Genomic DNA, 25,379 nt, shown 5'->3' with positions numbered 1-25,379 from the left:
GTACCACGGTGGCGTCGTTTCTGAGTCATGCTTCCGTTCGCGCATTTGCGATGAATCTCGCAATGCGCAGCTCACCTGTGAGGTCATCATGGCTTTCGACTACTCGGATATCCCTCCCAACGAAACACAGCAATTGCGGCTCATAGCGCAGCGCATCAAGAAGTTGCTTCCCACCATTATTCCGACCATCATCCAGGTGGGTACGCATTTGGAAGAGGCCAAGGCGCTGCTCCCGCACGGGCGCTTTGGCGCCTACTGCCTAGAGGAGATGGATATCTCCGATAAATCAGCGCAGAACTATATGAACCTGGCTAGACTTTCGCGCACCCAAGATCCCGCCGAATTGGCGCAGTTAGCTGCGGGTGCAGCATACGAACTGGCCGCAAAGAGCACTCCCGAGAGGGTGGTTTCGGAGGTTCTGTCCGACGTGCGTGCTGGACATGCAGTTTCTGAGGATGACGTCAAAGAGCGTATTGCCGAAGCCAGGGGCCGTTTGCATATGCTCCAGATCGATCAGATCGCTGATTTGCTGATTGATGCATTCGATCCTGAGCGCGTCCGCGAAATCGAATTGTTTCTTCGCCTTGCACGCAAAAATGCGATTACGGCCCTTGCTGGCAGGCTGAGGGAAGCCCTGAACGTTAACGTCGCGCCTCCTTCCCGCAGCCTGAACTAGACTAGCGACGCCGAAAGTCTCCTAGCGGTTGCGTCGATACTAATCTGCTTTTAACGAAAGTGAGCCGATGCCCAGAACACTGGAATCATAATCCTGGGGTCGGGGGTTCGAGTCCCTCTCCCGCTACCAAGAATTTCCAATCGGTTTTAAGACGTTATGGGCGTTCGTCACTGGATGAAGCGCGATCCAAAAGGGGACTTGTACCCGCTTTTGTACCCAAGGGCTGGGGCAAGCATTATCCGCGAGCGCTTGGCGGAGCTTGCCCGCGCGACGGCCCGATGGGCCCATGGCTGGATCGCCGGGACGCGATCATGCGCTCGAGGATAAGGTTGAACTTCGATCGGCTGCCACCCTGCTGCAGCTGGCGCAGCGGGCCCGCCATCCGGATCCGGAGACCTGACCTTGTGCAATCTCTATTCCATCACCACCAACCAGGCCGCCATCAGCGCGCTGTTCCGCGTCGTCAACCGCTACGTCGGCAACCTCGCGCCGATGCCCGGAGTCTTTCCGGATTACAAGGCACCCATCGTTAGGAACGGAGCCGAAGGTCGTGAGCTCGCCACCGCGCGATGGGGTATGCCGTCCTCGTCTAAAGCTTTGATGGACGCGACGAAGAAGCGCGCGGAGAAGCTGCAAGCGAAGGGCAAGACCGTCGATTTCAAGGAATTGCTCCGAATGGAGCCGGACGGCGGCACCACCAATATTCGCAACGTGAAGAGCAAGCACTGGACGCGCTGGCTCGACGTCGAGAATCGCTGTGTCGTGCCGTTCAACAGCTTCAGCGAGTTCAACAAGGCCGAGGGCGGCGACATTTGGTTCGCGCTCGACGAGACCCGTCCGCTACTCTGCTTTGCCGGCATCTGGACCAACTGGACGTCCGTCCGGAGGGTCAAGGAGGGCGAGACTACGAACGACCTCTACGCTTTCCTGACGACGGAGCCCAACGCAGAAGTCGGCGCAATCCATCCGAAGGCGATGCCCGTGATCCTGACGACGCCCGCCGAGGTCGAGACCTGGATGATGGCGCCGGCGGACGAGGCGCTGAAGTTGCAGCGACCGCTTCCGGACGCAGCGCTCCGGATCGTTGCCCGAGGTCTGAAGGAAGATACCCCTGCTTCGCCTTCCTAACTCCGCAGACACCGAACCGTCGGTGAATAGGGGAGCTGGAGCCCGTCGAGGTGCTTGACTTCACGCTCGCCATTCGAACAAAAATAGAACAAACGATTCCAGCCGCGAAGGTCCGCTTGGCCAAACTGCCGCAACTGCCCGTCTATTATTATCTCGACCATTTCGCCGAAATGCTCGAGTTCGTGCAGCGAACGTACGAACCCGTTCTTGGCCCGGAGCATCACGCTTTCATAGCGCGCTTCGAGGGTCTTTCGAGAGATGCCCGATGCCTGTTGATCCGCATGATCAACCGGAGTGGTGCGATATTCAATCGGTCCCTGTTCGAGTACCCCGAGATCGACGATATCGAGCAGGCGACGTCGGAACTGATGACGGTCGGTCATGCCCGGGTGATCGGTGAAGCCGACTACGCTGGGTTCCTCGCGTGTCTTCCCAAAGATGTGCTCTTTACCGGTGCACAGGCGGCTGGGCGCAAAGACGTCCGTAAGTCCTGGGCCAAAGCCAAGCTCATCGACTATTATCTCGAACAGATCCCCTTTTCGACGGCCGCGCAGCACTGCGGCGCCCGGAAATTCATCGCTCTCGACGGCACGCGGCCCATCGAATTCCTGCTGTATCTCTACTTCGGCAAGACCGAGGTGAACCTCAAGAACTTCGCGCTGCGGGACCTGGGTATCCTCCGCACGAATCGAGAGAATGCGTTCAGCGCACGCTTCACCGATGCCGAGGAGGCGCTTGCCTCGTTCCACTACAGCCAGATTCTCGACAGCCTTGAGGACGGATCGGAGCCTGTCCACAGGCGGGCCGCCATCGACGTGCTGTCCGGGCCTGCCTGCGGGACACAGTACGCCAACGACCTACGCAGCCGAGCGGCTCATCAGACCGGACTTTTCTTCGAGAAAGCGGGCGAGAGCGATCTTGCCCGTCAGCTCTATCTCGCGGGGTGCTCGCCGGACTGCAACGAGCGTCTGGTCCGCCTGCTTTACAATACCGGGGATCGCACCGGAGCCGAAGAGCTGCTGCAGCGGATGATCGATGATCCCGCCAGCGACGGGGAGCACGTTTTCGCAACTGACTTTTACGCTCGCAAGTTCGGAGGGAGGCGCACAGGCATTTACACCGAGCTGCTGCGGTCCGGGCGAACGATCACCGTCGACGATACCCATCGCGGCAATCCAGAAGCAGGCGTCGCCGGCGTTCTGCGGCGCGAGGGCACCAAGGTTTTCTTCACCGAGAATATGCTGTGGCACACGCTGTTCGGGCTTCTCTTCTGGGACGAGCTCTTCGAGAGCACTCGAATGCCCAGCGGGTTCGACTGGCTACCCCATTGCCTGAAAGACCGAAGCTTCCGTCGGCTCTTCGCCGTGACGATCGACGAGAAGCTGGCCGCCATCGCGTCCGGAGCTTCTCTTCCGTTGATCCTCCGCACCGTCGCAGCAAAATGGGGCCGCCCGAACGGGATCTTCGGCTGGGATCATGTGCAAGTGGAGGCGCTCCGCGAGCTGCTCGAAGGATTCGATCCAACCGCCATAGCCAGCATCGTCCGCAGCATGTGCGACGATTTCCGCGGCATGGGGGACGGTTTCCCCGATCTGATGCTGGTGCAGGACGGCAAAGCGTCCTTCTTGGAGGTCAAGGCCGAGGGGGACGTGATCCGCCGCAACCAGCTGACCCGCCTCCGCCAGCTCGGCGCCGCCGGCATCATCGCCGAGATCGGTCGGGTGGATTATCGTTTCGACCCCGAGCAGGACTACGTGGTGGTCGATATCGAGACGACCGGCTCCTGGTCGAATGGCGATCGCATCACCGAGATCGGCGCGGTGAAGGTTCGCAATCACTGTGTCGTCGACGAGTGGCATTCTCTCATCAATCCTCAGCGTTCCATTCCCGCAAAGATCGTTCACTTGATCGGCATCACGAACGAAATGGTTCGGGACGCACCTGTGTTCGCGGAGATAGCCGATCGTTTCATGGAGTTTATGGGGGACGGCATTTTCGTCGCCCATAATGTCAGCTTCGACTACGGTTTCATGGCCTACGAATTCGAAAGGATCGCGCGGCGCTTCAGATTCCCAAAGCTCTGCACGTGCGCCGGAATGCGGCGGCGCTATCCGGGACACAAGTCCTACGGACTTGGGAAGCTTTGCGAGATATATGGCATCTCGCTCGACAATCATCATCGAGCCTTATGCGATGCGCGGGCCACGGTGCAGTTGTTGAATCTCATCAATAAGAAGCGGAGCGAAGAGGGGCACCTCGAAGCAGCGTAGGAAATCATAACCAAGCAGGTGCCTGGACTGCGGCCACATCTGAGAGTTCGAAAGCTTCCGGCCAAGTTCCACTGCGATCATGTTATTTCTGATAACGCGAAATAATCACTTGCTCCGTCGGGCAAAACAGTGGTTCATAAGGCGCTGGTCCTAGCAAGACGAAGGAGCCAGCTCGATGGCAAATGACGTCGATACTTCCTCGGAATTATCCAAGATTGCGAAACTGAATGGTGACTTCCGAAGGAACTACGGCACTCTCATTGGAGCGGTTTTGTATCTCCGCACCGTGAGCGCCGCCCGCCGAAGCCCTTGGCTCTGGGCCGGCCTGATTTCGATCGCTTTTTCGACGGTGCTGAGCTGGTTGGGGCGGCACGGTTGGTTTTTGCCAGCGTTGTCTTGATGGCACCGAACAATGCCCCCTTTTCCTGATAAAGCGCGCCCCGATGTCGAGGAAGGGAATCAGATGAGAGCCAGACGTAGCGTCCTGACCTCAACGGGGAAGGCAACAGCACGTAGTCCTCGATCTCCCGATTCCCCGCATCCAACCGCATCACCGCAAGTAGGCCCGATGAGATCTGCCTACGGCAGGCTTTCCATTGCGCTGCGTGGTCCTTTCCACGATGCGCCAGTCGTCGCGCGACCAGAAACGAAATCACGCGCGCGCCTCCGACATCAAGCCCTATGCCGTCCGGAACTAGATCGGCCTGGAGGCCGAGGTCGGCTCGCAGCGCCTCCGCGAGTTCGGTGGCATGCCTCGATTGTTCGGCGGCCCAAAAATCCCGGGTATCGATCCAGTCGCAGTCGCGCGGCGACACGTATCCGATCAGCGCATAGGCCTTCCGCAGCGAACCGAAGTGCTTCACGTACGAGGAGACGTGATTGAGACCCAGCGTCGTATTGATGATGCGCGAGTTGAGTTTACCGCGCCGGCGGAGCGTGAGACGAAGGCGCAACAGCATCTCTTCTTCCGGAATCTCCACGCGGCGCTCGGCCAGCAGCTTCTCGGCGCGAGCGAAGATTCCTTGGTCTACGATTGACTCGATCGCCGCAGCGCCCCGGACCCAAGCGTTATCCGGATTCTTGACCAGCTTCTGGCCCAAGCGTCTTGAGATACGATTGTAGATGGTCTTTTAGATGTAGTTCTCGTTCCCGAGAATGGTGGGTATCATGCGATCGGTCCAGGGCCGACCGTTGTGATTGGCGATGCCCGCGCGTTCAGTTGGCGACTGATGTCGCTGTAGGATTTCCGGCAGTTGACGAACTGATCGAAGATTTCCCGGATCACGGCGGCCTCTCCGCCGAGCCGTGCTGCAGCCCTGCTAAATCGTACTGCGTCCAAATCATGAGCGGCTTCTAGTACTTGTAGAATCCGAATATCGTACGGGACCGCGCGCTATTTCAAGGCATCGTTCAGAAGACGCGCGAGCCGCGCGGCTCCCAGCGCCGCCTGGCTCCGCGCGATGTTGCGGGCATTGGTCTCGTACTCGCGCGTAAGAAGTACGGGATTGGGTCCCAGGCTGACCGGCGGTGCATAGGCATATTGTTTGGCGAGTTCCGCGCCTTCGTCGATCCAGGCCTGGGGGTCGGCGATCTGTGACGAAGTCTCATTCACCGCGATATGCGCGAGACCATCCTTTTCATCGGCGTCGAAAATTGCCCCGAAAGGCGAGACGTACCCGCCAAAGACACTGTCCCAATAGGCATGCAGCGCGACCACCTCACCGTTTGCCGGGATTACCTGCTCGGCATTACCGCCCGCGTCCCCTTTTGGAATTTGCCGGGTATAGCGGCCGATCGCATGGAGCGGCTGGTGCGCATCACCGACCAGATGCAGCATCCAGACGAGATCATACGAGCGCACGTCGTCCGGCGCGCCGGACGATGCCGGAAGTGCCGCGATCATAAGCTTGAGCTGGCTAACCAGGTCGACTGCATCAGGCGGCGGCAGCGGCGTGCCATCCGGCGAAAAATTAGTGTCCTTGTAATGCCAGTAGGCATGCTGGTTTTTGTCGGCATAGCCAATGTTCTGCCCGGCGGTTGCGCTCTCAACCTTATCGCGGGTGTAGTTATAGTCCTTGGTCTTAATATCATCAGCCCAGGTGGCTGCGCGCACGAAGGCATAGATCTTCCCGGTGCGATCGTCAGGCGCTCCCGCCGTCCACTTTGCGTAGTCCTTGTTGAGCTTGAGAAGTACGTCGACCTTGTCTTTCACGGGCGGGTCGAGCTTCTTATAAGCCGTGTAGGCTATTTGCATGTGGCCTGCGTCCCACCAAGCATTGGCCGGCGCGGCAATAGAAGCGAGCCAGAAGGCAAGTGCCGTGATCTGGACTACTTGGCGCAACAGCATATTGCCTCCTATATCCTCTTGAGCCACCTGGACGTGGTGATCGATTTGCTTCCTGCCCATGATCAAACAGAGTGTGAAATCTGAATGACGAAAAGGCGCGATTGGCGGGAAGCGGTGTACGTACGAATAGCCCATTTTCACACTGAGATTAAAACGCACGCCCGTCCCAATCCCTTTCGATCGCATCTGACAGGCGTGTTCTGCCACAAACAGAACTCGGCTTCTCAGCCTTCTTTACCTTTCACAATACTAATTGATGCAAGAAGCGCGGCCAGCTCCGCCTGACCTCTCGTATCGGTCTTGGCAAAAACGCGTCTGAGGTGGGTCTTCACGGTATTTGGTGACAAACCAAGATCGATTGCTGCTTCCGCTGTGGTCCCGCCGCCGTGCGCTCTGACCGCGACGCGCGCTTCCGCCCAGGTCAGCCCATAACCATCAATCAACTGCTGCGCGTTCGCGCTCTTTCGTCGGGACTGATCGATTATGAAGGCCGCGCAAGCGGCATTGGAAAGCCCGGCTTCATCGAGAGTGCTGGCCTCAACACCTCTCAATCCCACAATCACGACAGCAAGGAGCCGCTTCCCGTCCGCTGACGGCAAACTCATCGTGCCGCCCGCACGACCTGCCAATGCTGACCTCACGAGGCTGGCCAGACGTCGCGAGTGCGCTGGGGACCATGTGGCCAGGGGGGAGAGCTTGAGAGTGCCCTCAAGTTCCAGGTGGCGAACTGCCCCGTTCGCAAAGAGTATTTGTGCGCGTCGGCCCATGACGACAACACCGTCAGCCAGCTTGTCGATAACGTCAAATGCGGCATTACGCAGGGCCAAATAGCTCCTGAGACGGAAGCCCAGCGTGACGGAGCGCCGGAGGTGCGGCGCAAGCGCCTCAAGTGTACTGCGGTCTCCTGAATCGAACTCGCCGCGGCTTCTGCTCCGGCAGATGTTGAAGGCGACCCGAAAATCGTCTTTGGCCGCAAGGGCGATCATCGCATTGTGACCGATGCCCTGCGGATGGAGCACCTCCTGGTAGAAGCTGGACTCCTGAAGGCTGCTCAAAGGAACGACGTCATCGGACAACACAAGACGGCCGACGGGCTTGTCTTCCATGGCGAGCGACCAGGCATTCTGCATATGGCGTTCCTGGTAGACCCTGTTGCACTCCTGGTCTAACCGGCCGTTGTAATCGAAATAGACCTGCTCGGCCGCGAGGGATTGGCCAAATAGTATCCCCCCTTCACTCCCGGTCAGATCTGCGATTGATGTCAAGATGGCGGGCCACAGCTCGTGCTCGCCCGCCGCGTCGTAGATCAAGTCCAGAATGTGTTCCATCTGCAGGGCCGACGTTACTTCCCCTGGGCATGGTCTGCGGGGTCCGAGCGCGCAAGCTGGACATCCCCGCGGGGTACGAATGAGAGGGCCACAATCAGCGCCAGCAAGGATCCGTAGAAGCCGACGGCAGCAAGGCGCCATCTGCGGGTAACGCGTGTCTCCTCGGTGGTGAGGTCGTGAGGATATTTTTGCATCAGCAATGCTCCAAAAGGCCTAGAGCGAAATGACGAATCCCAGTCCAGCAATAATCAGGAACAGCCCCACAATGCGATTGAACGTAGAAGTATCGACCCGCTCAAAAATGAAGAGGCCCAGATATGCGCCAACAACCGCGGGTGCCGCATAGCGTATTGCGCCGACAGGCATTATCTGCTCAGGCCGGACTGCCATCAGAAAGGATAGCGACAATACCTGGTTGACCAGTATGAAGGGTTGAATAATCGCGCGGGCGCGGTGTTTGTCAAAGCCCTGAATAAGACACCACATCGTGACGAACGCGGCAGGAAAAGCGGCAAGTCCGCCTGTGATGCCACCCAGTGCGCCGACTGCCACCTGTCCCCACCAGCCGTTGGCGCCAGCACGTGCATCCGGCTTGAAGATTGCAAACGCTCCGTATGAAATAAGCAGCACACCAAGGAACGGCAGAAACGTGGACGCCGACGTCTTGCAGAGGAGAAGAAGCCCAATTGGTAATGTAACTACGCTCCCGAGGAGATATGGTCCGCATTCCCCAAGCCGGATTCCTAGACGAAGGCGCCACACGCAGTAGAGTTGCTGCGCAATCGAACTTACCAGCAGAATCTGGACCACTGAGAGTGGCTCGCCAAGAAGAGGAAAGAGGAGCGCACCAGCGATGGGTGAGAACGCGAAGCCGGCAATACTTGAAAGCAGCGCCGAGAACAGAACAATCCACGAAGCTGCGTTGCTGGTAATACTTCCCATCGTGCTCGGAACGGTAAGCGTCAAAACGAACAGCAACAGACAGACCGTTGCGAACGCAGGAAATGGCCGAAGCACGGAAAACACTGAAGCCGCTTTCTGATCCGCGGGCCGCATGAGAAATCTCCGAACAGCAATGCTTCCATCGTCGGCGATATAAACGGCAATCTAGCTGTAACAGGACCAGGCGCGTGTGAACCAATTCACGACAGCCGCCGATTGTCGAACATTTATTGAATCGCAACGTAGCTTGCGCATAGGGGCGAGACGTCATCCGATCGGGTGAAAAATCGCGGAACACTTTTGAATTGAATGGCTTGGCGACGTATCGCAAGGCTGCTCATTGCTTACTCACCTGGCCGACTTAAAAATGCGCGTTACGTTTTTATTTGAGCACAATCCGGACAATTGCAATTCGAGGGAATGCAACCTGCTGCTTCTTTTCTGGTTTAATATTGATTTGTCATCTTTTCGTCGCACCGAGATCGGCATCATGCAGTCACTCGCGGCAATCAGTTCACGAAACTTCTCCTTTCAATCCAGCTCTACTCAGTGTCGTTATTATGCACTCACCATCTATCGTTCGTCTTTTGCTACTGACTGGGGGGCTGGCTGTTGGCATCGCGATGCTGGCAGGCAAGCCTGCTCCCGACGGTTATCATAAAGGTCTTCTGCGCGTGCACTTCGTGGCCAATTAGCTCCGATCACGATCAGAATTCTTCGAACCGAGGAGTTCGGCCACAGCTGCATCTGCAAGGTGAGGACGCCAAGGTCTATTCGCGTACGGGCCTGGACTGGACCGAACAGTTCTCCTCGATCGCAGCCGGCGCCCGCCTGCTCAAGGCAAACAGCGCGATCATTGACGGGGAAGCGGTGGTGTACGGCAGTGGCGGCCTGCCGGATTTCCAGCAGCTCAGGAGGGAGCTCGGGCCTAAGCAAAGCGAGCGCGTGCGCTACCACGCCTTCGATCTCCTCTACCTCGACGGCTATGACCTGCGTGGCGTCGTGTACGAAGAACGCAAGCGGTTACTGCAGCGGCTTCTGAAGGGCGCGCCCGAGACGTTCATGTACGTCGAGGCGCTTGCGGGCGACGGCAACGTAATCTTCGAAAAAGGGTGCCAGCTGGGGCTGGAAGGCCTGATCGGCAAGAGGCTCGGCGAGCCCTATCGCTCGGGGCGGCAGGAGAGCTGGATCAAGCTCAAGTGCAAGAAAAGCGAGACCTTTCCGATCATCGCGTTCGTGGAGAAGCTGGGCGCGCGACCGCGCAAGGTGGCCTCGCTCTATGTCGGCCGGCGCGAGAACGGCAAGCTGCTCTATGCCGGCAAGGTGCGTACCGGCTACACCGAGACGACGGCGCGCGAATTGCGCGAGCGGCTTGATCCGTTGATCCGCAAGACTTCTCCGCTCGACGTGGCGGTCAAAAAGCCGAAGGCGACCTGGGTCGAGCCGACCCTGGACATCGAGGTCCAGTATGGCGCGCTGACCGATGATGGCCTGCTTCGTGAAGCCGTGTTCAAGGGCTTTCGCGATGATCTTGGGGTGCGCAAGGTCAAGGCGCCGCGGCTTGTGCCGTCCGTAGCCGGCCGGCCGAAGCTGGGCGTCCCCCGAGAGAACATCCTGCAGCTTCTGCCCGACGCCGTTGTGCCGTCGAAAGAAGAACTCGCCGACTACTGGCGCAGGGCATGGAAGAAGGCCGTCCCGTATCTCGGGCATCGTCCGCTCAAGCTGGTGCGTCACGTGCACGGCACGACCTTCTATCACAAGGGGCCGCTGCCGAAGGACATTCCGGCCGCCGTGCACCAGCTCCGGATTCAGAAGCGCGAGGGCGGGCAGGGAACGCGTCTGTGGGTCGACAGCCTGGACGGTTTTCTCGGTCTCGTCGAGATCGGGGCGGTCGAGCTGCACCCGTGGAATGCGAGCGTCGAGGACTTCGAACATGCCGACCGCATCGTGATCGATCTCGATCCCGGAGAGGGCGTCGACTGGGATGCCGTCGTGGAGACCGCGCTCGCTCTGCGCACGCTGATGAAACGCGAGGGCTTCGAGACCTGGCCCAAGCTCACCGGCGGCAAAGGAGTCCATCTGATGGCGCCACTGGATCAGCCGGTGCTGCACGACGAGGCGCATCGGGTGGCGCATCAGCTGGTGGCCGCTTGCGCAGCGCGCGACCCCGATCGATACATCCTGTCCGCCCAGGCCAAACGCCGCGGCCGCATCTTCCTCGATTATCTGCGCAACGGCCGCGGCACCACCGCGATCGGCACCTATTCCCCGCGAGCCCGGGAGGGATTTCCGATCGCAGCGCCCGTGACCTGGAAGCGCATCGAGAGCGGGATCGCGCCGGATGCCTTCTCCATCGACAGTCCATTCCGCGTCAAGCCAAGGAGGTGAGCCGCATGTCGGATGCATTCGATCAATGGCTGGAATGGCGCCACAAACCTCCGGGCGACAGGCGGAGCATTCCTGCCGAACTATACGCCGCGGTGATGTCGCTGCCTGAGGCCGATCGCTCCGACCGGCAAAGGGTGAACGAGGTGGTCCGCAGCCATGATGAAGCTCGCCGCGACGGTAGAACCGTATGGCTGTACCTCGACTATCACGACCGCGCACCGCCCATCATGGAGGATCCAGGCTGCGTGAAGGTGTTTGCATCTGCCGACGTCGCCGAGAGGTGGTTCAAGGAAAACGACCCCGAAGGCGTAGCCTGGGAGTACGAAGTGGAAGGCGGTCGGGCCCGAGGATCGGTTTGGCTCCACTCGCACGATCCGGATTCCAGAGACATTGGGGACGTCGATTGGGTCAGGCTCTTTGCCTCGCAAGCGTGTGCGGAAAAGTGGGTTGAGCAGAACGATCCGACGGGCAAGATTTGGGAGCATCCGGTTCAGGAGTGACGCGCATGAGTGCCTTCGTCGACGCAACGGTATGGTTCGTCGCGACTGCCAAGCGGGATGCTCAGAATGAGCGCGCTAAGTCGATTCTTTGGAGCATCGAGCGGCACCTCACCACGGACCTGGTGCTGGTCGAGACATGCCAGCTTCTGAAAGCCCAATTCGGCAGCGACATTGCGGAGATCTTCTGGGACCGGCTGCGTGACAGCGGAGTTCGGATCCAACCCATTGTCCGCGCCGATCTGGAGGCGGCTGCGGAGACACAGGCGAGCTCTCCCGAGGAGGCTTTTCCTTCGTTGATCGGACCAGTTTTGCGATGATGGAGCGCATCGGGATCACCCAAGCCGCGACCTTCAACCCGGACTTCGCCGCGTACCGACCCCGCCGCGATCGCAAGCGACCGTTCCAGATCCTGAGCGAAGGCCGCAGCCGTTGGAACGTGGCCTTGGGCTAAGCTTTGCGTAAACGCCTGAGGAGAATAGGGAAGGTATCCTCGGCCTCAGGTCCGCCCCGTCCTGAGGCCGTCTTTTTTGGCCAGTCGACGGGACTTGGCATACTGCTCTGCAGGACCCAAGCTTCCCCTTGGAACTCGGCTCCAGCTCCGGAATTACCGGACGTGCCTAGAGAGATCAGGATAACACTGTGGTCATTAGCAGCCGCCTGCGTGGTGGCCTTTGGCGTGGCGGCTATCGTCTCTCCTCACTAACCTGCTGCCGCGAGTGGCTTAGCTGCTCGACCGGAGCAGTATCGGAGCCTTTCCGGTCGGTCTGGGTGCTATTTTCGCGTCCGGATACTCAAACTGGCTTATGGCCGAGAGCTTCGCGACCCCAAAATCGCCAGTTACCTGAGCCGCTCTTGGCCAAGCCGAGTGCCCGCCGCCATTTTGCGATCGGCCCAGCTCTTGATATTGCCGACTGTCATCGCCTTGAGGAACGTATTGGCGTTGACCAGCTTTTCGCGTGTGGTCCGACCCGTCATGTCAGCGGCGGCCATAACTAAAGCAGCGTCGGCACTTTCTGCCCCGGATAATAGCGCGACGGCGCCCGCCGGTCCCGCGAAATGGGCAAGGTAGAGAGAACCGGGCGTCACGGGCAGACCGCGCTTGGTCAGCATCGCGGCATGTTCCTCGACCAGCCGTGCGGCAATGTCGCGTGTAAGCTCGGCATTTCCCCGCAGGTCCAAGACTCCCTTGTCGCTGCGGCCTTGGATCAGATCGCGTCGGTGCCTTCGAACGGCTTCGAGCCACGTATCATCGAGAAACTGGGCGGCGCCGGTGGCGCTCGACCGCTTGTTCTTTGCATTCGGGTCACCGTTGGACTCGGCTATGATAATGCGCTCGACCAATGCCTTCGCAGCCGCTCTGTCGATCGATTTCCCCTTCAATTGAGCATCGCGAAACAGGACGAAACTTGCGACGAAAGCCAGGCCGATTGCCAGTCCAACAACGAGCGTGATGAATTCCGCGGACAACCACTTCCGCGCGGCGACAACGGATCCACGCTCGTCGGGGCGAGGCGGTCGGATTTCCTCGTCGCGGCGTATTTGCTCTGACACATGCGGCGGGAGCCGCGGGTTGCCATCGGCTGTCGTCCCAACGTAGAGGAATCCGTGCTCTAGGTCTGGCATCGCGTCTGCAGGTTTAATGCTTTAAAAACGCCATCGAAGGCACCTGACAGGCACGGCTTCGCCTCCGCGACTGGTTTAGCGCGACTGGCGCCTGCGCTTGCCTTGGAAATTCTGTGCCGGGGCCGAGGTCTGGGCAGCATGATCGCGGATTTTCGGCTTGCGTTGCCTTTCTGCTCGACGATCTCCGAATGTGCTCGTGCAACGATCGCAATGTGGTCCGGCGGATGCGTCAGTTCGCTCGAGGAAAGCGGCTGCGGCGACGCGTCGAATTGCGGAATGTCGAGCCGGTCTGCCTTGGTCAGTGTATCGTGTGAGGGACGTAATCCGACCGTTGCCAGTGCCAGCGGCTCGTTCACAGGGTCTGTGATGCGCGGCGGCGCCTCGAGCTCCATCACGGCGAGTGTACCGAGGCCAATTAGGAAGAGAGCCACTCTCATCTGATTTCACGCTCTCCGCACGAGAAAAACTCAAATCCTCTTAGAAATGCGCTCCAGAAATCAAGAACGGATTGCAAAGGTGTAATAAGGCCGCTTAGCGGCAGAGGTGAACCGGGAAGCGCTGCTATGGGAGAAGATCAAAGACAGGGTTAACGCGGATCATGCGAACTCGCCGAGTGAAGGGGATAGTCAAACCCGATGTGGCGCCGGCGGCTTCTCACCTCGAAAATGTCACCGAACCCCAGCTCGACGCCGTCTCGTCCTCACTACGCCCTGGCAAGTTCGCGACTGCATGTTGCAGCGGGGAGGTGTGCGTCTGTGCGTTGGTTCAACCCAGCAAGGGGACGGCGGACGGACGTACATGTCCGCAGTGACTCTGGCAGCTTGGCAGGACGTAAGTGTGAGCTACGGATTCGTGAGCGATCACTGCAAACCGTCGGCAGGTTATCTGAGACTTCTAAGCGAGGCCGCCGGTCCACGCGGTGGAAAGCACCGGGTCAAAATGGACAAGTAGAATATCGGGCCAGCCCCAGTGTCGAAGTTTTTAGCGCTAAATTCGTCCGGATGGCAAATAATTCGCTGGAACCGAAATGGTGGTTACTGGGCATTCAGGGTAGGAGGGCCGCTGGCTGCTGCGTCGACCTTCCACCCTGGGACATCACCGGCCTCGAGCGTTCACCTCCGTCGGAAAGCGCGCGGTCACGTTGGCGGTCATTGTTCGAACCCGAGCAAGCGGCGATCAGTCCCAACCAACCAAACAGACTTGTCCGTTGGCTCCTGCCGATGTCATAGAGATTTGCAATGGGGAACACCGGCCGCCGGTCTACTTGACGTAGATCATTCGTTCCTTAGTGGCCCGCAGGCTGCGGATGTAATAGCCTTGTGCCTGAACGGCTGACTTGATTTCGTTGCTAACCTTGAGAACTCGTTTTCTGCTCTTGCGCCAGGTATGTGCAGAGTAAAGCGCAGGTACGGCAGAGCCTGTACTTAGAACGAGCAAGCCGCGCTTGTCATTGCGATAGACATCAAACATCGTTCGTCCACGCTGACCATATTGAACTAAGAATGAAACATGTTTCGGTTGTCTCAATGGCCGAGCTTAGTATTTCGGTCGGCTGTGCGGGTTGTAAATCTGCAACGCCAGCGACTTTCCTTCAGTTCGTTCCGGATACGGAACGAACTGAAGCAAGCCCCGGCCGCCGTCAAATTGCTGCGTATGCAATTACTTCAGTCACGATGTGTTTCGGATGTTGTTGATTGAGGGCGGAATCGAGCGGGAAGCGGCAGCCGCCTTCTTCACGGATTCGCCCCGTGTGGTTGCTCTTGCACGACAGCGCCGACACGTCACCGTGGGCCGGCGATGCATCTGGCCCGTAGGCGATCTAGGTACATCTTTCGCTGACTGCCTGTTCAGTAAGAATAGCCGGCTCTCAGGAACGATGAGAACCTCACGTACTTGAAATTGGGAAGTTTGCGGATATTCTGACCGAAATGTTTAGCCTTTCCAAGCAGTCGATAAAGATGCGCAAGGTGGACGACCTGCACGACCGGGCCGTGCAAGTCGCAGCAGACACCTACCGGCTGAATTTGTTCAATCAGCTTACGGGGCGAACGACCCCCAAGGGACCATCTGTCAGCGATGGTGAACTCGCCGAAGCCATACGCCAAAGCTTCACGCAGGTGAGCGATGCGCGGTTCCGAGAAATGATCGTACTATCGACCGACGCTGCGCTCGAAGCCTACGACAGGATCGTATCTGCTGCCTCCAAGTTTTCCCGTTCCCGGCGCTCCAACTGATTGCATCGCTCGCGGTGCCGATAGAGAAGCTGGTTGGAAAGCCAGACCCCGAACTAGTCCTAGCAACGCGCTCGCCAACGTCGGCTCTTGGGCCCGTTGCCGACGTTGCGCGAAGCCCGGCAGCCGTCAGCTTGTGACCCGCAGCGGACCTCAAGCTCCCGGCACGACGCCCGAAAGGGTGTTACGCGATAAGCCTGCACGTGTTAAGTGTAGGCCGACCGTCGCCCTGGTTTTCATAGTTGGTTAGTTTCGGAGATTGGAATGTCAGGTGGCTGCACGCGCGAACTGAACTGACGACACCAGTTCCACCACAGGAAATTCATTGCAAGGAGGAAGACGATGAAACGTCGAGAATTCTTGGAAGCAGCCGTCGCAACCACCGCCATTGTTGCAACGGCCGCGCCGGCCATCGCGCAGACTTCTGGAACAACATTCTTAGTCTGTACGGGTGCGTGGTCTGCGGGATGGTCGTGGAAGAAGATGCACCCGCTAATGGCCGCCAGCGGCGATCGCCTGGTCACTCCGACCTACACAGGTCTCGGCGAGAGGGAGCACCTAGCCAGCCCGTCAAACGATCTTGAAACCCATATTCAGGATGTTCTGGCGGTCATCAAATACGAAGACTTGCGCGACATTGTGCTAGTCGGCCACAGCTACGGTGGCTTGGTCGCAACGGGGGTTGCCGACCGGGCGCGAGACCGTATCACTCGATTGGTTTATCTGGACGCATTTGTGCCAACGGATGGACAATCTCTGATGGACGCAGGGCCCCCGATGGCACGGCAGCGCATGCAGCAGCTCGCGAAGGCGGGCGATGGCTGGCGGGTGCCATCGAACCCCATTCCGCCTGACACATCGGATGCCGACGTGAAGTGGATTTCTGAACGCCGGCTCCCCCAATCCATCAAGTGCTTCGAGCAGCCGCTGAAGATGCACGGTGGGGATCTGTCCTTGCCGCGTAGCTATATCTATCTCACGCGCGTAACTCCTGCGGATCCTTTCCGACCATTTGCCGACCGCGCAAAAAACGATCGCAATTGGCGTTACTACGAACTCGACGCCAGCCATTCAGCGCACATAACCGCGCCTGTAGCACTTACGCAGCTGCTGCAAACAATCGTGTCGCAGCCCACGTAAGTGCGCGTGCTGTAAGGCCCTCACGTCGGCGAGCCTCGAACCTGCATTGTCGTGCGCCATAGAAGCAGCCTCTGGCCATGTCCGGTTTTGGGCGTATCCCGCGGTGCGCAGCCGGCGAGGACCGCTTGTCACGCAGACCGCACGTCGTTGCATCGCGAGACCTTCGCTACGTCGGGATGTCCTGTTACAGAAGTGCGGGACATCAAGGGCTAAGGGTTAAGCCATGTCATCCGAGGCTAGAGTCTGCCGGGCCGCCTTTCCTTGTGCGATAATTCCTTCCAGCCGCGATATGTTCTCAAGCAAGCGCTGGCTGGTCAGCACAAGACAGTAATAGCCGAATTGTGGATTCTGGAAAAAAATCTCGAGCACTTTTTCATAAGTAATGGTCATCACTTGCCCGTCTTCGATGCATTCAACGGTAGCGGTTCTCCGCTGATTGGGAGTAAGGAAACCGAGTTCGCCCATGAGACGTCCCGGCGGAAGCTCGACGTTAATTTCCTTGACCAAAAACGTTCCTGTGACCGTTAGAAACATTTCGGAAGCTGCATCATTCTTCTTGAACAATCTGTCCCCCCGGCGATATCTCCGCTCAGTCATGAACGGTTTGAGCAATTCCAATGAGGTATCTCCTTCCGTGGCAACACGTGCCCTTTTGATCAGATTGAGTATTTGACGGAGGCGGATTGCATTGATCGGCAGCAAGAGCAGATAGAGGATGAAAGCCCCGACATTTCCCGAGAGCGCGCCATAGGCAACGAAGAACATACAGCCGAGCATGTTCGTAATGCGCAGTGGCACGATTGTATGCATCAGCAAGGTAGCGACAAGAAAGATCGCGCCAACCACGGCGAACATATTGGCAAGCGTGATGTTGGCCAGCACAATTTCCAGCAGCCGGTTCAGTAGTCCGTCGTAGGTGATGTTGTTCGGATCGAGACCCATCTGAACCAGAATCTTTGCGATCCTGAGATTATCCGCCGCCGTATCAAGAATGCGGTCTGATATCGAAGCTGCACTGTTGGACCCCATCGGATCATCCTCCGCTCAAAGCGGTCGGCATTCGTCCGGTATTCCGGATACTGATAATCAAAGTCGAATAGAAGCTCCCTGAAATTAGTGATCTCAAGTTTCATCAAGGAATGTATTCTGCGGACAATCGAAAAATGTGTCGCCCGCAGGACTTCTGCTTCGCGGATATCTCACCTTAGCCCCGACCCCAGGCCGCACTATGTGAAACTGTTCACTATCGGTGTCTTGTAAATCCGGCAAAGGTGCATCGGATCGCGTGCTCGATAAGGTCAACAAGGCTTATTTCTCGCGCAAGGCTTGTTGCGTTGGTCCGCAGTTGGCCCGGAGCCGTCTGTGAGGGCAGCGCAGAGCACGTCTGCTCTACCCCCGAAGTCAGACGTCAACTTGTTCTGCTATCGCGAGGGCGTCGTCGACCTCGATGCCTTGATATCCGACGGTGCTCTCGATCTTGGTATGCCCCAAAAGGAGCTGTACGGCTCGCAGGTTGCCGGTTCGGCGATAGATCAAGGTCGCCTTGGTCCGGCGAAGGCAATGCGTCCCGAACAGGTGCGGGTCCAGTCCGATATCAGCGATCCAGTAAGATAGGAGTCGGGCGTACTGGCGGGTCGTCATATGCCCACTCCGCCGCCGGCCAGTGAACAAGTATTCTCCTGACTTCTTGCCAGTAAGTCGCAGGTAGTCGTCGATTGCCTGCCGGCTCGATTCCGTCAGTCCAAATTTTACGGGCCGGCCGGTCTTCTTTTGTCGGACAGTCGCGCGGTCGGCGGCATATCCGCCCGGCGCAAGATCATCGACTTTCAAGGCTACGACGTCGCAGCCGCGCAGCTTGCTATCGATGGCGACGTTGAACAGCGCCAAATCGCGCATTCGGCCTTCGACCTGGAGCTTGGTTCGGATTGACCAGACGTGCTTCGGACGGAGCGGCGGCTTTGCGCCGACGATCTTGCCCTTGTTCCAAGGAACGTGTTTCGAGACAGCAGGGATGGTGCTTGGAATATCGGTCATGTTGACCTCCTCAGCTAGTGAGGCTGGTCATTTTCAGCCCGGAGCCCTTCCGATACCGCGTCCGCTTCTAGACGATTGGAGACGTACTTGTGTCCATTTCGATCTATGACAAGACCGATTATGACCCGGAGCCGCCATCGTTCGGTTCGAGGGCAGTCAGTCAACGCGACATCAATGCTTCGACAGGAAATTCAACGTGACCTTGTTGAAGACCTCAGCATTCTGTCTCTGCATACCGTGCCCTGCATTTGGTATCACGACCGTTGCAGGAAACTCCCGACACTTGCGCATTTCATTGTAAAAAAACTCGAACTTCTTGGGACTCTTGTCCCCCGTCATGAACAGCACTGGAAAATCAAATTTCTTGACGTCGGCGCATGTGCTGATCGGGCGGTCTTTGTCCCCCAAAGCCGTGTAAATATTTGCCAGAAACATCTGCTTCGTTGGTTCGGGAAACTTTTGCCATGTGCCAGGGCCATTCAACATATCAACGAAGACCTCCGCAGCTTTGGCTGGTTCTCCTGCTTTCAGGTTTTCCTGGAGGGTCCCAATCACCTTTTTTGTGAAATTTCCGGCTGCTTTGCCCTCGGCAGTCTCAGGCACCAACATCTCGATGCTGCCATCCGGCAGCACCAGTGTTCGAATGAGGTCGGCGTGCGATTTCGCTACCTCGACTGCAACAGCGCCACCCCGGGAATGCCCGACGAGGTGCACCTTCCCGAGGTTCAATTTCTCGATCAGCGCAGCAACATCCTGAGCGTGCTGTTCGATCGAAAAATCGGTGCCGGCGCCATCCCAGCGTTCCGGATAAGAGTGCCTTAGGCTAACCGCAACCACGCGGTAAGATGCGCCAAAAACTCTGAATTGGACGTCCCAAATGCGGTAATCGGCCGTTGACCCGTGCACCAGAACGATGGACGTACCCTCGCCCGCAGCCCGGTAAGCCATGGGATATCCGTTGATTACTTCCCATTTCCGTTCCGGGGGAATCGGCCAGTGGGGCTTAACCTCTTGTGCCCACAGCTGTGCGCTCGTGCACGCGGCAAATAGAAACGACACCACGACGCGCCGCACTTCAAATCCCTCCTCAGGCAGTTCTCCGAGAGGATCAGGCTTGCGGCAAGCATAATTATCCTAAAGGCGCATGGTAGCAAGCCATAAACCCAAGGGCGCATAGCTTTCTTGACTCAAGAGAGTTATGGCCCGGAGCCTCTGTGAGGGCCGCACCGAGCCCGTCTGCTCTGCCCCCGAAGTCAGACGTCAACTTGTTCTGTTATCACGAGGGCGTCGTCGACCTCGATGCCGAGATATCGAACGGTACTCTCGATCTCAGTATGCCCCAGAAGGAGCTGTACGGCTCGCAGGCGACAGTGCCGACTTCGATCCCGGTTTAGCCCTATCAACGTGCCCGCCTTAACCGCTAAGATGTCAAATCCTGAGCCTTGGGGTTGCAATGAAGAGGCGCGAGTTCATCACACTTATCGGCGGCGCAGCGGTAACATGGCCGCTCGCCGCTGACGCCCAGCAGAAGAGAAGGCTTCCCGTTATCGGCTTATTGCACCCCGGCTCGACGGGTGGCCCAGCGGCAGTTGGATTTTACGAAGGGCTGCGGGAGCTTGGCTACGCCGAAGGCCTGAACATAGCGATCGAGCGTCGCTATGGGGATTGGAATACAGATCGATTCCAGCAATTGGCGGCTGATCTGGTTCGGCTCAAGCCTGAAGTTATTGTCGTGGTGAGTACATCACCAGCTCGCGCAGCGAAGCAAGCAACCAGCACAATCCCTATCGTCGTGGGCGGCATGGCCGATCCTGTCGGTGATGAATTGATCGTCAGCCTCGCACGACCAGGCGGGAATATTACAGGAAATACTTTCCTTGGCCCAGAACTGATTGCCAAACGCTTCGAACTGCTCAACGGCGCCATTCCTGGACTCTCGCGCGTTACCGCCCTCTGGCATCCTTCTGCATACGGTGAACGTACGATGGATGGCATGCTGAAGGAGACCGAGGCTGCGGCCCAGATGTTAAGAATGCAGCTTCAACTCGTGCCAGCCGCTGGTCCGGGCGACCTCGACGGCGCCTTTCTCAAAATCACCCGAGAGCACGCCGATGCTGTCATTCTGTTGCCTAGCCCGATGTTATATGCTGAGCACAAACGCATCGTGGAATTGGCGGCGATAAGCCGACTCCCGGCAATGTACGCCGCGAGGGAGTTCGTGGAGGATGGGGGGCTGATGTCCTATGGGGCGAGCCAGCAGAATCTGTTTCGACACGCCGCCATGTATGTGGACAAAATCCTCAAGGGGGCTAACCCAGCCGACCTACCGGTCGAGCAACCGACAAAGCTGGAGTTCGTCTTCAATCTGAAAACCGCGAAAGAACTGGGACTGGTAATCCCTCGCGATTTCCTGTTGTTGGCCGACGATTTAATCGAATGAACAGAGCGATGTCTGTTCATGGCCCGGAGCCGTCTATGAAGGCAGAGCAGAGCGCGTCTGCTCTACCCCCAAAGTCAAGTCGTCAACTTGTTCTGCTATCGCGAGGGCGTCCCTCAATGCCGAGATATCGGACCGTACTTCCGAGCTTGGTATGCCGAGAAGGAGCTGGACGGCTCGCAAATTGCCGGTTCGCCGGTAGACTAGGGTCGCCTTTGTGCGACGAAGGGAATGGGTCCCGAACAGGTGCGGGTCCAGACCGATATCGGCGATCCATTGCGATAAGAGCCGGGCATACTGGCGCGTCGTTATGTGTTGAGTCCGCCGCCGGCCCGTGAACAGGTAATCGCCAGATTTCTTTCCGGTCACCCGCAAGTAGTCATCGACCGCCTGACGGGTCAATTCCGTCAGTTCAAACTTGAGTGGTCGGCCGGTCTTCTTCTGTCGGACGGTTGCGCGGTCGGCTGCATAATCGCCCGGCGCAACGTCATCGACCTTCAATGCTACGACGTTCGCAGCCACGCAGCTTGCTGTCTATGGCCAGATTGAAAAGCGCCAATTCGCGGATCCTGCCTCCGACCTGGAGCTTGGTCCGGATTGACCAGACGTGTTTTGGACGGAGCGGCAGCTTTGCGCCGACGATTCTTCCTTTATTCCACGGAGTGTGTTTCGAGACGACAGGGGTAGCGCTTATCTTATCGGTCTCATGTTGACCTCCTCAACTCGTGAGGCTGGTCATTTTCGGCCCCGAGCCCTTCCGATTTTTCTTCCGCTTTCAGACGATTGGAGACGTACTTGCGTCCAATTCGAGCGATGAGAAGACCGATTTTGACCCCGAAGCAGACGTGCAATCGGAAGCTCGGGACGCGCCTGGTCGTCGGGCGCGTCCCTTGGCCGCAACGCACTGCGCAAATCAGTCGTCGCGAACGCCGGCCGAACGCAATCCTTCCGTATAGTCGTTCAAGAACCGGGCGTCCCTACAGAAGAAGAGCTCTCGTCCGGCGGTTCCTGTCGTGTAATCGCTCTTGCGCTCCATCAATTCTGCCACAGCGGCGTTTGCCTGCGCGTAGTCACCAAGGCGTCCGAGCGAAGCGGCCAACGTTGCATAGGCACGATACGTGGCGTTCGCTTGGCGCGTCGCTCTGCGGGCGAATTCCGCAGCGATGTCGTACTCTCCAAGCGAGAAGTGTGCCCACGAACGCGTGTGGTGGAAGCTCCACAGGTGGCTGTCGCGTGGACTCAACATCGTGGCCTGGTCAAGCAGCGTTTCCGCTTCGATCTCGCGTCCGCACCACAGGAGATTGAAGCCTTGCGCGAAATAGCCTTGTGCGAAGCTTGGATTGAGTTCCAACGAAAGGCCGATTGCCGCGAACGCCTCCTCGTTCCGCCCCGTGAGGCATAGCGCACGCCCGAGCGCGCAATGGCAGAAGCAATCGAGCTCGTCGAGAGATACGGCGGTTCGGGCTTGATGCAAAGCGACTTTTAGCCGAGGCCCCCGGGCTTCGGGCGCATCGTAGAGAGAGCGTTGAATGTTCACGTAGCTGAGCGCGCCGTGTCCTCTCGCGAAAGTCGGATCGGCCGCGATCGACCGCTGAAAGTATTCTTCCGCGGTGTCGAAGCCAGGCGTCGTGAAACGCCACAAATTCCAGAGTCCGCGCTGGTAGCAATCCCAAGCGTCCAGGCTCTCCGGCGGCTTGCGGGCCGCCAGCTGCTGTTCCACTTTCGACAGCTCGGGCTCGATCGTGGCGGCGATCTGTCGCGCCATCTCGTCCTGAATGTCGAAGATGTTCAGCAGCTGAAATTCGTACTTTTCGGACCAGAGCTGCTGTCCGTCCGCGGCTCTCGCGAGTTCCGCGGCGATACGCACCGAGCCGTCGCTTTTTCGCACGCTTCCCGACATGACGTAGGTCGCACCAAGTTGCGCGCCCACTTCGCGAGCGTCGACGGCGCCGCCCAGAAAGCCAATCGTGGAATGGCGGGAGATCACGGAAAGCCATCGGTTTCGGGCGAGTAGCCGGATGATGTCTTCAGTGAGCCCATAGCTGAAGTATTCGTTTTCGGGATCGTTCGATATGTTTTCGAACGGGAGCACGGCAATGCATGGTCGGGTGATCGCCTCAGCTTTGACAGCCTCCGAAACGACGTCGCCCAGCCGCGAAATCTCAGCGTGAACGGAATTACTCGGCGGACAACATTCCGGGCCGACGGCCTCGCCAGGTACGAGCTTGACCGCATCGGCGTCCGAGCTCGGCACTTGTTCGACGTCTCCCACGAAGCGGAAGCCGCGGCGATGCAAAGTTTTGATGAATTGTTGTTCGGTGCCGCTGTCGCCGAGCACGCGTCTGGCGCCGTTGATGCGGCTCGAAAACGCGGCTTCCGAGATGATCCGGCCATTCCAGATGTTGTCGATCAGCTCATCCTTGCTGACGACCCGGTCGTGGTTTCGCACGAGATGGACGATAAGGTCGAAAACCTGCGGTTCGGCATGAACCGGCGAGCCGCGCCGGCGCAATTCATGCTGCCCCAGATCGATCTCGAATTCCGCGAAACGGTATTTCATACCAATGTTCCTCAAGCCGCCGGGCGGACGAACGATCCTCAAGCAAAGGAAAAATGAGAGTTTCCTCAAGGAGTCCACCAAGCAGTTCGGACAAGACCAATCTACAGACCGGTGAAATGGCGTTCAACAGGAGAAGCCATATGACCGGCCTACCTCGAAACTACACCCGTGCTTCGGGCAAATTCTGTGCCGTGAAGCGACCAGCCCGACCCGGATCGTCGTTGCTTGTACTTCGTTTCGAGCCGAAGCCTTCCCTGTCGCGGCGCGTTCTGGTCGTGGCCGCTCGGCTAAGGCGGGCGACAAACGAGGCGATCGCGGCCGCAATAGCCGAACAGGCCAAGCATGCGGTGACGCGGCAGCAGTGGCGAGCCGAGAGTTCGCACCTCGTCCAGAGATTAACTCCCTACAGTCCGCTCGACCAGCTGATCGCTTGGGCGGCAGCACGACTAGGCAGCGGCCGACGACTCTGAAGCGCACGCATCCCGAGATAAATTTTAGAAGTGATGGAGATTCACATGACTATGACTTTGCATCCCGATCAAAATTCCGCTTTTCCGGCTAGGCCATCTCGCGCGACACGATTGCTCGGCCTCGTGTACGGCCTCCTCTCGTATGCCGTTTTTCTGGGTACATTTCTCTACGCGATCGGCTTCGTTACGGGCGTCTTGGTGCCGAAGACGATCGACGACGGCACGACTAGGTCGTGGAGCACGGCCTTGATGATCGACCTAGCGTTGATGTCGGTCTTCGCTGTGCAGCATAGCGGGATGGCACGGCGCACTTTCAAGTCGTTCTTCGCGCGTTTCTTTTCTCCGGCCATCGAGCGCAGCACCTTCGTCTTGCTCGCGAGTCTTAGCTTGATCTTGCTGTTCTGGCAGTGGCAACCACTATCCACCCTCGTGTGGGGCATCGATGGCCCGGTCATCGCCGGCGCCGTCGCCGCAGGAGGCGTCATCGGCTGGATCATCGTGCTGTACAGCACGTTCCTGATCAGCCATTTCGAGCTGTTCGGATTGACCCAGGTGATCACGCAGTTCATGGGACGGGTTGCCCAGCCTATCAAGTTCAGGACGCCTGGACTCTACCGACTGGTTCGGCATCCAATCTATCTCGGCTTCATCATCGCCTTTTGGTCTACTCCGTTGATGACGGTCGGCCATTTGCTCTTCGCGTCGGTCACGACAGGCTACATCTTTGTCGGAATTTGGTTGGAAGAAAGGGATTTGGTCGCTTTCTTTGGGGACGAGTACCGCAAGTATCGCGAGCGGGTCGCAATGCTGCTCCCCGGTTTGTTTTGATCGAGCGATATCGTGCGAACGGCCCGCCGATGAGCGGGCCGTTTGCCGCGCCGGCGGCGGGTTTAACATTCAGCCGAAATCGCGGATCTTGTCGACGGTCCGTCCGTCTATTGGCGCTCCTGACCCGTAGCGGTGATTGAACGGGCCCGACTGCACCATTCCCATAACAGGTAGCCATCGCGAGAGCTTCAGGACGTGCAATGCAGGGCGGGCCATTCCGCTGGTCCTGCGTTGAGGATGCGCAAAGTCGCAGCCGGGTCGACCATCAGTAGAGGATTCTGTAGTTCTGCCACGAGGGAAGCCGACTGGATTTGAGTCAGAACCCAAGCGCGATCTCGGCCCATTTCAACATGCGGTCGCTATTGAGGAACGCCAGCACCGCCGATTCCAGTGACGCGGGCGCGCCCGGTGCGAGCAAAGCCGTCGCGGCTACCATGTCGCAGCGTTGATTGAAGGCGAGTGAGAGCGCGGCCTTGG

General features: G+C 58.4%; 22 protein-coding genes and 2 pseudogenes. 11 read left to right on the top strand and 13 right to left on the bottom strand.

Annotated features, from left to right (window positions below; genetic code table 11):
• Positions 1-88 precede the first annotated feature (88 nt).
• From AC0L3P_RS16530 to AC0L3P_RS16520, 3 genes are all read left to right on the top strand, one after another.
• Positions 89-676 (top strand): DUF3102 domain-containing protein, encoded by a 588-nt coding sequence (locus AC0L3P_RS16530; protein WP_473302949.1) that lies wholly within the window; start codon positions 89-91, stop codon positions 674-676.
• A gap of 402 nt (positions 677-1,078) precedes the next feature.
• The gene (locus AC0L3P_RS16525) at positions 1,079-1,804 is read left to right on the top strand and encodes an SOS response-associated peptidase (RefSeq protein ID WP_275171783.1); all 726 of its coding nucleotides are present in this window, start codon (positions 1,079-1,081) and stop codon (positions 1,802-1,804) included.
• Positions 1,805-1,854: 50 nt separating this feature from the next.
• A complete protein-coding gene (locus AC0L3P_RS16520; RefSeq protein ID WP_473302946.1) occupies positions 1,855-4,074 on the top strand; it encodes an exonuclease domain-containing protein in 2,220 nt (739 codons plus the stop codon).
• Between the two features lie 257 nt (positions 4,075-4,331).
• Here the strand turns inward: AC0L3P_RS16520 and AC0L3P_RS16515 are convergent, their stop codons facing one another.
• From AC0L3P_RS16515 to AC0L3P_RS16500, 4 genes are all read right to left on the bottom strand, one after another.
• Complete coding sequence (locus AC0L3P_RS16515; RefSeq protein ID WP_275171786.1) at positions 4,332-5,174, bottom strand: hypothetical protein; 843 nt, start codon at positions 5,172-5,174, stop codon at positions 4,332-4,334.
• Positions 5,175-5,467: 293 nt separating this feature from the next.
• On the bottom strand, positions 5,468-6,580 hold the full coding sequence (locus tag AC0L3P_RS16510; RefSeq protein ID WP_473302943.1) for a S1/P1 nuclease: 1,113 nt from the start codon (positions 6,578-6,580) through the stop codon (positions 5,468-5,470).
• A 65-nt stretch (positions 6,581-6,645) separates the two neighbouring features.
• On the bottom strand, positions 6,646-7,749 hold the full coding sequence (locus AC0L3P_RS16505) for a helix-turn-helix transcriptional regulator (RefSeq protein ID WP_275171789.1): 1,104 nt from the start codon (positions 7,747-7,749) through the stop codon (positions 6,646-6,648).
• Positions 7,750-7,962: 213 nt separating this feature from the next.
• Entirely contained in the window at positions 7,963-8,805 is an 843-nt protein-coding gene (locus AC0L3P_RS16500; protein WP_275171790.1) for a sulfite exporter TauE/SafE family protein, read from the bottom strand.
• Positions 8,806-9,381: 576 nt separating this feature from the next.
• Between AC0L3P_RS16500 and ligD the strand changes: the two genes are divergently transcribed.
• From ligD to AC0L3P_RS16480, 4 genes are read left to right on the top strand one after another with little or no spacing between them, the layout of a single operon-like run.
• Positions 9,382-11,079, top strand: coding sequence for a DNA ligase D (gene ligD / locus AC0L3P_RS16495; RefSeq protein WP_275171816.1), 1,698 nt, complete (start codon positions 9,382-9,384; stop codon positions 11,077-11,079).
• Between the two features lie 5 nt (positions 11,080-11,084).
• Positions 11,085-11,579, top strand: a complete 495-nt coding sequence (locus AC0L3P_RS16490) for a hypothetical protein (protein WP_275171791.1) — start codon at positions 11,085-11,087, stop codon at positions 11,577-11,579.
• A 5-nt stretch (positions 11,580-11,584) separates the two neighbouring features.
• Entirely contained in the window at positions 11,585-11,896 is a 312-nt protein-coding gene (locus AC0L3P_RS16485) for a PIN domain-containing protein (RefSeq protein WP_275171792.1), read from the top strand.
• On the top strand, positions 11,893-12,030 hold the full coding sequence (locus tag AC0L3P_RS16480; protein ID WP_275171793.1) for a hypothetical protein: 138 nt from the start codon (positions 11,893-11,895) through the stop codon (positions 12,028-12,030). Before AC0L3P_RS16485 ends, AC0L3P_RS16480 begins: the two co-directional genes overlap by 4 nt.
• 386 nt (positions 12,031-12,416) lie before the next feature.
• Here AC0L3P_RS16480 and AC0L3P_RS16475 read toward each other — a convergent pair whose 3' ends face one another.
• The 3 genes from AC0L3P_RS16475 to AC0L3P_RS16465 form a co-directional block, all read right to left on the bottom strand.
• On the bottom strand, positions 12,417-13,046 hold the full coding sequence (locus tag AC0L3P_RS16475; protein WP_275171794.1) for a lysozyme family protein: 630 nt from the start codon (positions 13,044-13,046) through the stop codon (positions 12,417-12,419).
• Positions 13,047-13,189: 143 nt separating this feature from the next.
• Positions 13,190-13,639 carry a hypothetical protein gene (locus AC0L3P_RS16470; RefSeq protein ID WP_275171795.1) on the bottom strand — a complete coding sequence of 150 codons (450 nt, stop codon included), beginning with the start codon at positions 13,637-13,639 and terminating at the stop codon, positions 13,190-13,192.
• Positions 13,640-14,462: 823 nt separating this feature from the next.
• Complete coding sequence (locus AC0L3P_RS16465) at positions 14,463-14,672, bottom strand: hypothetical protein (protein WP_219681358.1); 210 nt, start codon at positions 14,670-14,672, stop codon at positions 14,463-14,465.
• A 458-nt stretch (positions 14,673-15,130) separates the two neighbouring features.
• Here AC0L3P_RS16465 and AC0L3P_RS16460 point away from each other — a divergent pair, with 458 nt between their 5' ends.
• Both AC0L3P_RS16460 and AC0L3P_RS16455 read left to right on the top strand, forming a co-directional pair.
• Entirely contained in the window at positions 15,131-15,436 is a 306-nt protein-coding gene (locus AC0L3P_RS16460) for a hypothetical protein (protein WP_275171796.1), read from the top strand.
• Positions 15,437-15,775: 339 nt separating this feature from the next.
• Positions 15,776-16,573, top strand: a complete 798-nt coding sequence (locus AC0L3P_RS16455) for an alpha/beta fold hydrolase (RefSeq protein WP_275171797.1) — start codon at positions 15,776-15,778, stop codon at positions 16,571-16,573.
• 216 nt (positions 16,574-16,789) lie between these two features.
• Here AC0L3P_RS16455 and AC0L3P_RS16450 read toward each other — a convergent pair whose 3' ends face one another.
• The 4 genes and pseudogenes from AC0L3P_RS16450 to AC0L3P_RS16435 all read right to left on the bottom strand — a co-directional run.
• Complete coding sequence (locus AC0L3P_RS16450) at positions 16,790-17,602, bottom strand: Crp/Fnr family transcriptional regulator (RefSeq protein ID WP_275171798.1); 813 nt, start codon at positions 17,600-17,602, stop codon at positions 16,790-16,792.
• A gap of 372 nt (positions 17,603-17,974) precedes the next feature.
• Positions 17,975-18,607 carry a tyrosine-type recombinase/integrase gene (locus tag AC0L3P_RS16445; protein ID WP_275171799.1) on the bottom strand — a complete coding sequence of 211 codons (633 nt, stop codon included), beginning with the start codon at positions 18,605-18,607 and terminating at the stop codon, positions 17,975-17,977.
• Between the two features lie 171 nt (positions 18,608-18,778).
• A complete protein-coding gene (locus AC0L3P_RS16440; protein ID WP_275171800.1) occupies positions 18,779-19,681 on the bottom strand; it encodes an alpha/beta fold hydrolase in 903 nt (300 codons plus the stop codon).
• 179 nt (positions 19,682-19,860) lie between these two features.
• A pseudogene (locus AC0L3P_RS16435) lies at positions 19,861-19,971 on the bottom strand (tyrosine-type recombinase/integrase); the annotation flags it as partial.
• An 89-nt stretch (positions 19,972-20,060) separates the two neighbouring features.
• Between AC0L3P_RS16435 and AC0L3P_RS16430 the strand changes: the two are divergent.
• Positions 20,061-21,047, top strand: a complete 987-nt coding sequence (locus AC0L3P_RS16430; protein WP_275171801.1) for an ABC transporter substrate-binding protein — start codon at positions 20,061-20,063, stop codon at positions 21,045-21,047.
• A gap of 33 nt (positions 21,048-21,080) precedes the next feature.
• Here the strand turns inward: AC0L3P_RS16430 and AC0L3P_RS16425 are convergent.
• Positions 21,081-21,738 (bottom strand): annotated as a pseudogene (locus AC0L3P_RS16425) (tyrosine-type recombinase/integrase).
• 219 nt (positions 21,739-21,957) lie between these two features.
• Positions 21,958-23,604 (bottom strand): winged helix-turn-helix domain-containing tetratricopeptide repeat protein, encoded by a 1,647-nt coding sequence (locus AC0L3P_RS16420; protein WP_275171802.1) that lies wholly within the window; start codon positions 23,602-23,604, stop codon positions 21,958-21,960.
• 515 nt (positions 23,605-24,119) lie between these two features.
• On the opposite strand from AC0L3P_RS16420, the gene mddA reads away from it, so the two are divergent.
• Positions 24,120-24,902 carry a methanethiol S-methyltransferase gene (mddA, locus tag AC0L3P_RS16415; RefSeq protein ID WP_342761055.1) on the top strand — a complete coding sequence of 261 codons (783 nt, stop codon included), beginning with the start codon at positions 24,120-24,122 and terminating at the stop codon, positions 24,900-24,902.
• Positions 24,903-25,379 lie beyond the last annotated feature (477 nt).

It is taken from the genome of Bradyrhizobium sp. WSM4874, assembly GCF_055811835.1.
Note: the sequence above shows the minus strand (reverse complement) of the source record. Positions and strands in the feature narration are given on the sequence as shown.